The sequence below is a fragment of the Vibrio rumoiensis 1S-45 genome (genome assembly GCF_000286955.2).
Lineage (GTDB): Bacteria > Pseudomonadota > Gammaproteobacteria > Enterobacterales > Vibrionaceae > Vibrio > Vibrio rumoiensis_A.
Window position 1 is genome coordinate 47,288 of sequence record NZ_AJYK02000102.1, and the last position, 13,163, is coordinate 60,450.

Sequence of the window (13,163 nt, forward strand, 5' to 3'; positions counted from 1 at the left end):
ATGCAATGAGAGGGGCTAGTCTCCTCTTTATTGCTGACAAACGATTCAACTCATCGCTAGAACAAATTTCCTTCGCATATTTTCCTCATTCCCTTTACAAAACCTTCACAAGTCACGTTATAATCATGCCGTAAATTTCATTTCAACCCCGAGAAAGGAAGCCCAATGAGCTTGAACAATGTACCTGCAGGTAAATCACTTCCAGACGACTTATATGTCGTAATCGAAATCCCTGCCAATGCTGATCCAATTAAATACGAAGTCGATAAAGACAGTGGCGCTGTGTTTGTTGACCGTTTTATGTCTGCGCCAATGTTCTACCCATGTAACTACGGTTATGTAAACCACACGCTTTCTTTAGATGGCGACCCTGTCGATGTACTGGTTCCAACACCATTCCCTCTAATGCCGGGTTCGGTTATCCGTTGTCGCCCAGTTGGCGTATTAAAAATGACCGATGAATCTGGTGAAGATGCTAAAGTGATTGCCGTTCCTCACAGTAAATTGTCGAAAGAATACGATCACATTCAAGACATTGACGATGTACCTGCCTTATTGAAATCTCAAATCACTCACTTCTTTGAGCGTTATAAAGATCTTGAAGAAGGTAAATGGGTAAAAGTAGACGGTTGGGAAGATGTTGCTGCGGCACGTAAAGAGATTCTTGAATCTTACGAGCGCGCTCAGAAGTAATACTTTGATATAAAATATTGCTTCAAAAAAGAGCCCATTTGGGCTCTTTTTTATTATTGAATCCCAGTTTGGCTCCACACTGAGGTTATTTCTATCTATTACAGGCTATCAGCATGCGACTGTACACCGGACATATAATCCTGACGGAAGAATGGATCGATATTGTCACAAATCCCTCTATACGCCTGCCCTGTCGAGCCTAACCAAGAAGCATTTTGGCTACAATATTGCTTTTGACCAATCAAATAACCTTGGCGATACGCTTTAATCGCTTCATCATTTAATGTCCCTAGGCCACTTTGCTTAATCAAATCTTGCTTGGTATGCTCAACAAATCCTTTTTCAGCTCGCTCTTGCCCATAAACTTGCCAAGCTTGAGTATTCGCTGAATCTGGAAAGTCATTTTGTGAAGCACAACCAGCAATAATAAAAATAGTTAAAAGGAAAAATATACGCTTCATTATTATCTCCTGTATGAGTAGTGATGCTGAATCTACATCATTGTTCAACAAACGCACTAGTCAAAATATCAATCTAAAACTTCATCTTAAAACCAAACAACAAAGATATACCTACTTAAGCTTTACTGGTAGTCGAATGAAGTTGTGATAAATCAGCTAAATGTTCTATCACATATTCCGTTATAGCTACATCCCTCTAGCATGATCTGAGCTACTGTCTAAATATCTCTTTCTAAAGTATGGATCAATATCATCACAAATGCCTCGATAATACTCACCTGAACGTCCCAATGCTGATGGATTCTGACTGCAATATTGATTTTGGCCAACCATATAACCTTGATGATAAGCTTGAACTGCTTCGTTATTAATATCAGATTTTTGTTCGATCAACTGTTCTTTCGTCAGTTCAATATGACCTTGTGCTGCTTGATCTTTTCCGTATGTTTCCCACACCGATGCATCATTCGTTTTTGGTAAATCGTTTTGTGAAGCACACCCTGCAAGTACAAAAAAGGTTAAGCTCAAAAGTAAGTGTTTCATCAATAATCTCCTTTATTGATATTCGATAAGTACAAACGTCGTTAAGTTTATTTTTAATTATTTAGGTAATTTCTGACACCAATCACCAGACGTTATTCTTCGATTTAGCTTGCTCACATCTTGGTAAATATATACCCAAGCATGGCCAAAAGGAGTAACAATTACCTGCCTATCATATTCAATTGGATAATCCTCCAATTGATCTAAACGTTGAAATGTTGCTTCATCAACCTGATAAACCTCACCCTGTATCGATTGATCCCCTACACCTAAAGCTGGATAAGGCCCAAGATCATACAAATAAAACTTCTCATCTGTTTGGCAACGACCAAGGTAAAGGCTATCTTCAAGTAAAAAATGATTCACTTCGCCTTTACGCAAGGTGCCATAGACAAAAACGTGTTGTGGCATTTTCTTACCTTTATTCATACATTCAGTTAAAACTAAATTGATAGATAAAATCAACGGCACTATCTAATCCGGTCACTGCTTCAATATAAAAATCGGTGACCAATTCATATCGAACTGTAAATTCACCTAAAGCGTTAAAAATCCCAACCCCATATTTAACCTGTAATCCTGGAGCAATATAACCACTGACAGTCACTTGAGAATCATCCCCTGAACCTGCGGTCCCCAGCTGCATGTCATGTACACCAAACGCTTCTCCGACCTGGCCAACCAACTTGCCACTTTTAGCTAGGCTTAAGCCAATCAGTGCGGTCGTCATGACACCACCCCCTCCAGCATCATCAATATCACGACCACGCAATAAATAAGATAATGCACTGGTTTGCGACATTGCAGGCTCAGAAAAAACGTTAACCTCAGGTGCATCAGCAGGTCCCGTAACCTGAATACCTGCGATGACATCATCTTCGGTATTATCAGGATTTCGGATTGCTTTGATCGCAACATAAGGCTGATCGGCTGGGCCGTTCATTAAGATCTTCCCTTCCTTGATCAGTAAGTCTTGCCCGAAGGATTGGTAGTAACCATCTTCGATCCTTACCTCACCCAGAATAAAAGGACCTTTGTTCTTCTCAGAAACTTTCAAACTACCGACTAAATTTCCTTTCAAACCAAAAGCAGATAAGCTGACATCATCGCCAATATTGATGACAACATCCGTTTCTACTGCCATTGGCAGCCCAGTATCATCCTCTATAGGCTTTAGATCTTCATCTAATAAAACTTCATCTTTTGATACGCTAACAGCACTTTGAGGCAATTCTTCAACTAATATTTTTCCCCAAGGAATATCAATTTGGCCAGTGATCTTGGCCAGTGTTGGTGTGAGGGATATATTTAAATCTGGCTTTACTTTAAGTGTCACCATCGGCGGTACGTCCACCTTCAGCTCATCACCGAATGCTCTTAAATTCACGAGCCAATTATTCATTTGCGCCCAGTTAGCATCCCCTTTCAAATTAAGATTGCCATCTGCCGTTTCAAGTTGGCTATTTAATGTTGCAGCATATCCGGAAAACTTCGTATTCACTGAACCTTTATTCACATCAACAGGGAACATCTGACCCTCAAGACGAAGATCATTAATATTAAATTGCCCATTCACTAAAGGGTGAAGTAGAGGCCCTTTAAACGAGAGATCGGACTGAATACTGGCATTCATTCGGTTTTGCTCTCCAAGAAGCGGGCTTAAAAAACCTAAATGAATCGCATCAATTGTATTTTTTCCATCGATTTGCATTTGCTCAGCTTGAACGTTCGGAATCAACATCTTCCCTTCGATCTGACCATTGCTTGTCAAATCAAGTAGCCAATTCATATCCAGTTTGTTTTGCTTTAAGTTGGCCGAAAGGTGCAATTGATTCCACGGGATCGTGACTGGCGGTTCCAATTTTTGCGTCACTTTACCAGCAGGAATATCAACATCTAGTTTCACTTGAGGGGGAGCATTCGGTGACCATTTCGCCCAAGCGGTTGCATTCAGCTCACCATCCACCGCCGTGGTATTAGGAATAAATTGCTGCAATTGATTAAAGGTGAAGTTTTCAATCGATAGATTGGCTTCTCCCGACTGTCCAGCTTGAAGATCTTTATCCAAACAAACCTTAGATGGTAAATTCTGCCAACAGTGTGCTTGCACTTTGGCAACTTGGGAAGTTAAGGCGTATTGAATATCGACAGGGTGATCAATACTCCACGCAGGAGCGACTTGATCTTTTTGCGATGCCAAAATAATGCTGGCACTTTGCAATTGCCCTTTCCAAGTAGCAGTCGGCTTCTGATCTAGCCCGCCTTCCACCTGCAATTGAACAGAAGCAACATCGGTTACGGTATCCAATGTGAGCTTATGCGACTTCTCGTTACCAGAAAAACGAAGGTTCAAGTTATCCAGTTTGTGACCCTGATAAGAACCTTGCTTCGCTTGGAGTACCAAATCCCCACTTGGCGCAGGCAATGGTGAGACTTCTCCTTTTAAAAGTATTGAGGATAGCGTTGCTTCATCATCATTCCAGTTAATATTACTGGCGGCTAAGTTAGAGATAATGGTCGGTTTTTTTTGTTCGCCACGGAGTTGCACGCTGCCTTTAATCTGGCCTTTAATATCTGGTAATGTTTTGGATAATTTAGGCATATCAACATCAACGTCCATATCCCATTGCTGATCCAATTTGCCTTTAAGTTTGATGCCATTCCCGGCATGCGAAAGCTGCAAGCCGCGGGTACGCGCTTTATAATCTCCACGCCCTGTCAGGTCATTTGCAGTCAATTGTCCCTTCACGAGTAAAGGATAGCCTCGTACATTTCCTTTAATATTTAAGGTTGGAACTTGAATACGCCAACCGCCTTGAGAGGTCAATGAGCCAGTATTAATGAGGCTACCACTGATTTTCCCTTCTGCTTGTGGCCACTGTAAGCCGGGTTGAATATCGGTTAAGCCTAATGTTGCTTTCCAGTTTAAGGGGGCCTCCCAATTCACCATGGCTTGCCCTGAAACATTGCCTCCTAATGTATCAACATTCAGTTTTTCCAGTGTAATTTGTTTCAGATTCCCTTGAGCATTAGCAGACAAATCAACCTCAGGGATCTCTGTTCCCGCTAATTTCGCCTTCAGATCCATTTGGTAGCCCTCAAGAGAGCCTTTTCCATCTAAATGAGCTATCGCTATCTTGTAATCTGCTTTTCCTTTAAAAGGCCATTGCGCTTTACCATCTTGCAAACTCAACTCAAAAGGTAAGGTTGCTTTTAAAGGTTGAAGCTTAGCATTCAACGTTGCCACTGCCTCACCAGACAAATGGCTAGATAGTGTTAAATCAGCCACGCTTCCTTTGGCTTCTAAATCGATAGCTTGCCCTTTAAAGTCTGGCATTTTCACCATGCCTTTGGCATTAAGCGTTAGTGGGTAATCACCAGATAATTTCACTTTAGTATTTAAAGATAAATCGGCTTCAGGCATATCAAGCTTCAGATTTTTTATCTCAACATCACTGCCACTCGCCTGACCTTGAAAACCTAAATGATTAACCACCATTGGTGTGCTTTGCTTTAAAGTAAAATCATTAATATCAAATTGTTCAACTTTGACACCAAAAGGCAACGACACTTCAGGCAGGACAATGTCAGCTTGTTGCGATAAGGGTAATGAAGGTTTACTGCTCACTGGCGGTTCATCTGTTGTTGGCGCCAAAGTTAAGTTGATTTTTTTCCATGAGGTTGGACGTACGGTCAAAGTTCGACCTTGTGCATACAATCCAGTTGAAAAGTGCTGCCAGTTTGCTTTATAACCTAAGATATCTAAATTGATGTCATTTAGATTTAAATGGGTGAGAGATACAGGAATCGGCAAGAAAAGGGTTGGCATCCCTCCAGATGAATCCTCTTCTTCTGCTTCGGTCGACTCTGGTAATGAAGGCATTGAGAAATCGAGGCCATTAATGGCAACCGTATCCAAACAAACAGAATGCTCGAATAGGCAATCTAACGACGTCAAAAAGTCCAAGCGTTTAAGGTTGGCTGTAATCCCCAAGTCAGGATTGATATATTCCACATTGTGCAGAGTAAAACCGGGCAACAAACTGCCTTCTGTCGACTCAACTTTCAATTCTGGCACAAATTTATGAGCAACCCACAGGCCACCACTTAAGCCTACATTGGTAAAAATTAATATTGCAGCTAGAATCAACACCACGAGCAAAGTAGTTGGGATCAGCAAAATAAGGCCAATCAACCATTTCAATAATCGTCTCATTACAATTCAGGCCCTAACGTAAAGTGAATTCTGAACTGGTCTCCATCATCCGCATCTAAACCGTACGCAAAATCGAGTCGAACGGGGCCAATCGGTGATCCCCAACGTACTCCCATACCAACGCCTCGTTTCCAATCTGGGGTATCCGTCCATGAATCACCAACATCAATAAAGGTTGCCCACCACCAATTACCAGTCACCCTATATTGATATTCTAAGCTACTGGTTGCCATGTACGCACCACCTTCTAATTCACCATTGCTATCTTCTGGAGAGATGGTTTCATAGCCATAACCACGTAGGGAGTTAATCCCCCCCACAAAGAAACGTAACGATGGCGGTACTTGGGACCAATCATCCGCAAACGCACCACCAGCATCCAGACGAGTTAAGAAACGATGATTTTGACCAATACCACGAATCCATCCAGTGTGCCCAACCACCCTCACAATTCTGGTATCAGAGAGCATAGCAGGATCGCCAAACTCAACATTGATGCTTTGTTTATCGCCCCACATTGGCATAGTGCTGCCACGTGAACGAACCCGAGAAAAGGAAATTCCGGGTAGTACAAAGGTTGATGTTCCTTCTTCTGATGCTTGAATATAATCTTCATACAGAACACGAACATACATACTACGATGCCAACCATTGTCGTACAGCCAATGACGCTCAAAAGATAAGTTTTGCTCTTGGCTGTTGGTGTCATTGTCATCTTCATCTTTAAAACCATACTGAATCAAATAATAGTCACTCAGTACATCCTCTAAAGGGATCTTATAATTGGCAATAAACGTCTTTTCTGGGCTAGAAAGCACCAAACTGGCCCCTACACTATGGCCATATTTATTCAGCCAAGGTTTTTTCCAGGATAATTTCCCTCGCGGACCTACATCCGTCGAATACCCTAAACCGGTTTCTATTTGATTTCGGGTTTGTGGAGCCAATCGCACTTTCATTGGTAACGCTTTATCTTCACCAACCCCTTCAATATCCGGCTCTACCGATACGGTTGAGAACCATTCTGAGCTCGATAAGTTCTGATTTAGTACCCCGACCGTCGTAGAGTGATAGAAATCACCTTCTTTATAAGGCAATAAGGAGAACACTCTTTTCTGCTCAATCTGACTGCCCACGATACTGGTCGCACCGAATACATAACGCTCACCACTTTTGTAATGCAGATGAATTAAAGCTTGATTACGTTTAGCCGAAATTTGCAGACGAGTATCGGTAAATTCACCATCAAAATAGCCCTTCTGCAGCGCCAAATTTCGAATAGAACCTTTAAGGGATTCGTAATGCCCATGATTAACAATTTGCCCTAAATTCAACTTAGATTCATCAATCAAACGCTGAAAATCGACATCCGTTGCCGCTTCACCTTCTATAACAATATCACTTTCATAAATAACCGTTGGTTCGCCAATATCAATGTTAACGATTAATTCATTATCAGACGAAGGATTATCATTATCACTATTTACGGTGAACTCAATTTCAGGGTTGTAATAACCTAACGCCTTTAAAGCATCTCGAATATTATCTTCAATCCGAGATTGAAATCGTAAGGACGTGGAATACTCCTCTTCTTTTATCGAAGAGAGATAAGCTGAAACATTATCTTCAACATCGCCGTCTAATCCTTCCACTTTCAGATCAGTATCAGCAAAAACTGTCATTGATGAAAAACTCAACAAACAGCCAAGTATTGAAGGAAGATAGGATGTTTTCATAAGTGAATATTGTACTCTCGCACTAAACTGCTGTAGCTTGATAAGCCGATAGTATCGACAAATATAAATGGAATGAAATTACCTCTGAGGTTCGTCGGTCTATTATCATTCTCTCAAGTTAAACTACCAGACTTTCCCATATCTCTAAAGCAACATGAGGCGTAATTATGTCAAATAAAACGGAATTAGTGACCAAAGAAACCGCTCTTATTGGTCGTGATGAAAAAATGGTGATCACAGAACGACATTTCGTCAACCAAACCGACTTAACAGCCGAAAAACCACAAGGCTATAAAGAAGTATTATTAGGTTTAGGTTGCTTCTGGGGAGCAGAACGTATTTTTTGGCAATTAGAAGGCGTGTTCAGTACATCGGTTGGTTACAGTGGTGGGTTCACCAAAAACCCAACCTATAAAGAAGTATGCAGTGGAGAAACTGCTCATGCTGAAGTGGTACGAATCATATTTGACCCGTCTCAAATCACCCTAGATCAGCTTCTTGTTGTTTTTTGGGAGCATCATGATCCAACGCAAGGCATGCGTCAAGGTAACGACATCGGTACTCAATATCGCTCGGCGATCTATACCGAAAGCACAGATGACTTAGCCGTTGCACTTACGAGTCACAATACCTATCAAACCGCGATCGGTGAACGTTTAAGTAAGAACATTACCACTGAAATTCGCGAGATGGGTGAATATTATTTAGCTGAAACGTACCATCAGCAATACCTTGCCAAAAACCCACAAGGTTATTGTGGCATAGGTGGAACTGGCGTTTGTTTTCCCCCTAACCTGTAACGAAATCCAAGCAGTACGCCAGATGTATTACTTGTACTAAAATCACAAAAGGTTGCTTTCTTAATAAGAAGCAACCTTTTTTAATTAACCTAACTTGAATTACTCACCACACGCTCAACAATACTTGCCGCGAGTAGATACCATCAATAAAACGGCATCTAGAGTGGTGTAAACCATAGCGACAATCAAACTTGCATTGATAATTCAGCAATAGCCGAGTTGACTTCTTTCATTACTTTTAATTGCTTTTTATTCGAAACATCAGGAAGTAACACCTTCCCACCATCAAAGTGAAACTCCCCAATACCTTTAATACCAAAGTGCCCTTTAAACACCACTTTCACAAAGCGAGCAATTTGTAATGGACGATAACGATTAAAATTTGGCTGCATATTCATTTTGTAAACCCATGATGATTTTTATTTGAGACAACGATTTAACAAGCCTATATCCATTTATAGTTGTAAAAATCTATTTCAGCCACATTGATACTTTAAAAATGCTTCAAAGACGTGACACGATGCAAAATAAACAAAATTGATATACTCAAAACAATGCAAAAATAAAGCCAAGTGACAATTCACACAGTAAATATGGTTTTATCCGCTATTATAGGAAGACTTTCAGCCCCAGATAGGGAATTTACGCCATGCTAAAAAAAATCACTTTTGCTCTACTGTTGTGCACTGCACCTTTATTTGCCAACGCCAATAACATTCAATTAAACCAGAATGTCCCGGCAGTCAGCATTGAAAAAGGTGGTGAAATATTCGTCGAAAACGATAAGGTTTCTTACTCACCGTGGGACACTAAATCACTGCTCGGCAAAGTACGAGTCATTCAAGCTATCGCTGGTAGAAGTGGCGCAAAAGCAATGAATGCTCCCTTAATGGCGGCGATCACCAAGGCCGAATTTCCCGCAGACAGCTACCAAACTACGACTATCGTCAATCAAGATGATTCTATTTGGGGAACCGGCTCTTTCGTAAAATCCTCTGCTGAAGATGGTAAAAAAGAGTTCCCATGGTCTTCAATGGTATTGGATCAAGATGGTATCGCCACTAAGCAATGGCAGCTAACGTCAGAATCTTCAACGATTATCGTGCAAGATAAAATTGGAAAAGTGTTATTTAATCAAACTGGAGCGCTTAATCCAGAAGAAATAAAACAAGTACTGCAATTGATTCAACAAAACATCTAGTCTCACCAGTAATGTAATAATATAACATTCTACTTGCCATAGCCTTAATTGTTATAGTATAACAATTAAGGCTTGGTGAGTTGGAACGTTAACGCGTTCTGCTCACTCCTACTTCTATTATTTGTGAGCGTCCAACATGTTTATTACCCGATCGTATTCTCCACTTTTATTCCTTGGCCTTTCTTCAATTTGCTCTTCTGCTGTAGCCGAAGATGCCCACCAGCATGAACACCGTCAACATGAAGCACATGTCCATGGCGTGGTGACATTCAATATTGTGCAGGAAGATAAAGAATTACTCATGGAAATCACCTCTCCAGGTAATGATGTATTGGGTTATGAACACACACCGCAAACTGACGCGGAAAAACAAGTTTATCAGCAAGCCTCTGCATTATTGAACAAACCTGAACAGGTGTTTACTTTAACGGATAATGCGCAATGTAAGGTCGAACATGCCAGTGTGAAAAGCAATATAGAGAATGAGACTGATGAACATCATGATCATGAAGCAGAAGAAGATCACCACGACCACGACCACGACCACGACCACGACCAGCATGGTACTTTCACAGTGGAATACCACTTCGAATGCGACAATATTCAACAATTATCATCAATTTCAACGCAATGGTTTACTCACTTCCCATCGACTCAAACAATTGAAGTAAATTTATTAACCGATACTAAACAAAAGCATATTGAATTAAAAAACCCTCAAAATACCATTGAGTGGTAAAGGTTAACCAAGGAATGCTTTCTGAAATTTTCTAGCCTGAGCAATATCTAAAGCCATTTAAGTTGCAGCTCATACAGTTCGCTAAGTTGCAACTTAAAGCAAAGTGGTTTATTTAATGCTGGGCTTTATTGCCTGACAAAAAAAGGTAAACTCTTTTCTTTTAATGCACTTTTCTGAGTTGAATATGACGAGCTTAACACCTGAATTTGCCATCCAATTAAGCCAAATTCAATTTGCTTGGCCTAAACAGGATACGCCAACCCTGCTCATTGATGAGCTAACAATCCCAACGCAACAACATGTATTTATTAAAGGCCCTAGCGGCTGTGGCAAATCGACATTACTCAGTTTACTCACTGGCATTATTACGCCCCAATCCGGCAAAATTACAGTATTAGGCCAACCTTTAAATCAACTGAATCAAGCCAGAAGAGATCAATTTCGATCTCATCATATTGGTTATATTTTTCAGCAATTTAATTTATTGCCCTACCTTTCCGTGATCGACAATGTTTTGCTTCCTTGCCGCTTTTCTAAAATAAGAAAGCAACGGGCGCTACAATCTGGCAGCACATTAATCGAGCAAGCAAAGCAATTATTACAACGCTTACATTTACCTGAATCGGTCTTTGAGAGACCGATTTCAGACTTAAGTATCGGACAGCAACAACGTGTAGCAGCAGCAAGAGCCTTAATTGGACAACCAGAAATTATTATTGCTGATGAACCGACTTCAGCTCTCGATCACGATAACCGCCAAGCCTTTATAGAGTTATTAATCGAAGAAGCTAACCGCAGCCAAGCCAGTGTTATTTTTGTTAGCCACGATTCAAGCTTACAAGCCTATTTTGATCGAACAATCGATCTGATGACCATCAATTCCACGTCTAATTTTCATCCACAAGGTGAGCACTCATGAGCGCCATTTTATCTCTAGCTTGGAAGAGTTTACTCAACCGAAAAACCACCGCCTTGCTCACCATCTTAACCGTTTCCATTTCTGTGGTTTTACTGATTGGGGTAGAGAAAATCCGCACCCAAGCAAAAAGCAGTTTTGCCAATACAATATCAAGCACCGACCTCATTGTAGGGGCACGTTCAGGTGACGTGAATTTACTCCTTTATTCCGTCTTTCGTATTGGTAATGCCACCAACAATATCGACTGGAAAAGCTATCAAGAAATTGCTCATCTCCCTCAAGTTAAATGGTCGATCCCTATTTCTTTAGGAGATTCTCATCGAGGTTTCCGTGTTATGGGAACCAATCAGGATTATTTTACTTTTTATCGCCATGGAAGTAAGCAAGCACTTACATTCAACCAAGGCCAACTATTTCATAACTTATTTGAAGCTGTGATTGGTTCTGATGTCGCTAAAAAGCTCAACTATCACATTGGCGATGACATCATTATTGCACATGGCATAAGTGATAAATCCTTCACTAGGCATAAAAACTTACCCTTTAAGATAGTTGGAATTTTAGCACCCACAGGAACGCCGGTAGATAAAACCGTTCATGTTTCTTTGGCCGCGATTGAGGCGATTCATGTTGGGTGGGAATCAGGTGCACACCTTGGCCGCACACCAAGTCAAGATGCACTAAAGAATGAGCAATTTGAACCTAAACAAATTACCGCGTTCATGCTGGGGCTGAATTCGAAAATTCAAACCTTTATGCTACAAAGACAAATCAATACTTATAACAAAGAGCCGCTCAGTGCGATTTTACCCGGTATTGCACTAAGTGAACTGTGGGGCATGATGTCAGTGGCAGAACAAGCCTTAATGATCATTTCAAGCTTTGTGGTGTTCGCCGGTTTACTTGGCATGCTAACCAGCCTATTAACTGGCTTGCAAGAAAGGCGCAGAGAGATGGCCATTCTGCGTGCCATGGGGGCTCAACCTAAACACATATTCTTTTTACTAATGAGTGAAGCCAGTGTATTAACGCTATTAGGTATTACTCTTGGTATCGGTTTGCTTTATATTGCACTGAGTATCGCAGCGCCAATTATTGAGCATCAATATGGCATAAAAATAGCGCTTACGGGTTTATCCCACCATGACCTTATGTTACTAATATTGGTGCAATTATCTGGTGTATTCATTGGGTTTATCCCATCACTTAAAGCATATCGTCATTCTGTCGCTGATGGCATGACAATTAAGGTATAACCATGCAAACGGTTCTTTCTCGTTTTTTTTCACACCCTCGTCCTTTGAGCATTGTCATTTTAGGCTGCTTATTCACGATGATCATATTGGGTTCATCAGCCCGTGCAGCAGAAGCCAAAGAAGCCCTCACTTTGGATTGGATAGATTTAGTCCCAGTAGACGAGCAAAAGAATTTTGACAAACTTGGTATGCCCGCACTTGGTGGTCATGAGGGAGCGGCTGCAAAACAAAACCCGATAGGTAATGTGCGACCAGAACTCGATGGGAGTTATGTCAAAATTCCTGGGTTTGTGATCCCTTTAGAAGGAGATGAAAACACCATCACCGAATTCTTATTGGTTCCTTATTTTGGTGCTTGCATACATGTACCGCCGCCGCCGCCAAACCAAATTATTTATGTGAAATTTCCAAAAGGCGCGCCAGTGCAACAGCTGTGGGATGTGGTGTATGTGATAGGAAAGCTAGAAACTCAAACGCTTGATCATGAATTAGCACAAACAGGCTACACCATGGAAGGGGATAAAATCGAAGAATTTGATGATATGTAATGTCGTTTAATGTTCTTTAAGCTATCTACCCATATAGAAAAAGAGAAGGTA

At 41.0% G+C, this 13,163-nt stretch carries 13 protein-coding genes; 7 read left to right on the forward strand and 6 right to left on the reverse strand.

Translation table 11 applies throughout. The features are described 5' to 3' along the window. Nucleotides 1–165 precede the first annotated feature (165 nt). A complete protein-coding gene (gene ppa / locus A1QC_RS14045; RefSeq protein WP_017026349.1) occupies nucleotides 166–693 on the forward strand; it encodes an inorganic diphosphatase in 528 nt (175 codons plus the stop codon). Between the two features lie 98 nt (nucleotides 694–791). Here ppa and A1QC_RS14050 read toward each other — a convergent pair whose 3' ends face one another. The 5 genes from A1QC_RS14050 to tamA all read right to left on the reverse strand — a co-directional run bounded on the left by A1QC_RS14050 (nucleotide 792) and on the right by tamA (nucleotide 7,649). Further along, nucleotides 792–1,154 (reverse strand): DUF2799 domain-containing protein, encoded by a 363-nt coding sequence (locus A1QC_RS14050; RefSeq protein WP_017026350.1) that lies wholly within the window; start codon nucleotides 1,152–1,154, stop codon nucleotides 792–794. A gap of 186 nt (nucleotides 1,155–1,340) precedes the next feature. Next, nucleotides 1,341–1,697 (reverse strand): DUF2799 domain-containing protein, encoded by a 357-nt coding sequence (locus A1QC_RS14055; RefSeq protein WP_017026351.1) that lies wholly within the window; start codon nucleotides 1,695–1,697, stop codon nucleotides 1,341–1,343. A 57-nt stretch (nucleotides 1,698–1,754) separates the two neighbouring features. Beyond that, a complete protein-coding gene (locus A1QC_RS14060; protein WP_017026352.1) occupies nucleotides 1,755–2,108 on the reverse strand; it encodes a gamma-glutamylcyclotransferase family protein in 354 nt (117 codons plus the stop codon). 22 nt (nucleotides 2,109–2,130) lie between these two features. After that, nucleotides 2,131–5,913 (reverse strand): autotransporter assembly complex protein TamB, encoded by a 3,783-nt coding sequence (gene tamB, locus A1QC_RS14065; protein ID WP_017026353.1) that lies wholly within the window; start codon nucleotides 5,911–5,913, stop codon nucleotides 2,131–2,133. After that, nucleotides 5,913–7,649 carry an autotransporter assembly complex protein TamA gene (tamA, locus tag A1QC_RS14070; protein WP_039836759.1) on the reverse strand — a complete coding sequence of 579 codons (1,737 nt, stop codon included), beginning with the start codon at nucleotides 7,647–7,649 and terminating at the stop codon, nucleotides 5,913–5,915. The genes tamB and tamA overlap by 1 nt, the downstream gene beginning before the upstream one ends. 167 nt (nucleotides 7,650–7,816) lie before the next feature. Here tamA and msrA point away from each other — a divergent pair, with 167 nt between their 5' ends. Continuing rightward, nucleotides 7,817–8,449: a peptide-methionine (S)-S-oxide reductase MsrA gene (msrA, locus tag A1QC_RS14075; RefSeq protein WP_017026355.1), complete on the forward strand. Its 633-nt coding sequence runs from the start codon at nucleotides 7,817–7,819 to the stop codon at nucleotides 8,447–8,449. Nucleotides 8,450–8,634: 185 nt separating this feature from the next. Here msrA and A1QC_RS14080 read toward each other — a convergent pair whose 3' ends face one another. Further along, on the reverse strand, nucleotides 8,635–8,847 hold the full coding sequence (locus A1QC_RS14080) for a DUF1107 family protein (RefSeq protein ID WP_017026356.1): 213 nt from the start codon (nucleotides 8,845–8,847) through the stop codon (nucleotides 8,635–8,637). Nucleotides 8,848–9,098: 251 nt separating this feature from the next. Here A1QC_RS14080 and A1QC_RS14085 point away from each other — a divergent pair, with 251 nt between their 5' ends. The 5 genes from A1QC_RS14085 (at nucleotide 9,099) to A1QC_RS14105 (ending at nucleotide 13,112) form a co-directional block, all read left to right on the forward strand. Then, nucleotides 9,099–9,650 (forward strand): YtfJ family protein, encoded by a 552-nt coding sequence (locus A1QC_RS14085; RefSeq protein WP_017026357.1) that lies wholly within the window; start codon nucleotides 9,099–9,101, stop codon nucleotides 9,648–9,650. Between the two features lie 136 nt (nucleotides 9,651–9,786). Next, on the forward strand, nucleotides 9,787–10,389 hold the full coding sequence (zrgA, locus tag A1QC_RS14090; protein WP_017026358.1) for a zinc uptake protein ZrgA: 603 nt from the start codon (nucleotides 9,787–9,789) through the stop codon (nucleotides 10,387–10,389). A 184-nt stretch (nucleotides 10,390–10,573) separates the two neighbouring features. Then, nucleotides 10,574–11,308 (forward strand): ABC transporter ATP-binding protein, encoded by a 735-nt coding sequence (locus tag A1QC_RS14095; RefSeq protein WP_026025986.1) that lies wholly within the window; start codon nucleotides 10,574–10,576, stop codon nucleotides 11,306–11,308. After that, complete coding sequence (locus A1QC_RS14100; RefSeq protein ID WP_017026360.1) at nucleotides 11,305–12,564, forward strand: ABC transporter permease; 1,260 nt, start codon at nucleotides 11,305–11,307, stop codon at nucleotides 12,562–12,564. The genes A1QC_RS14095 and A1QC_RS14100 overlap by 4 nt, the downstream gene beginning before the upstream one ends. Nucleotides 12,565–12,641: 77 nt before the next feature. After that, on the forward strand, nucleotides 12,642–13,112 hold the full coding sequence (locus A1QC_RS14105; protein ID WP_039836781.1) for a DUF3299 domain-containing protein: 471 nt from the start codon (nucleotides 12,642–12,644) through the stop codon (nucleotides 13,110–13,112). The last annotated feature ends 51 nt before the right edge of the window (nucleotides 13,113–13,163 follow it).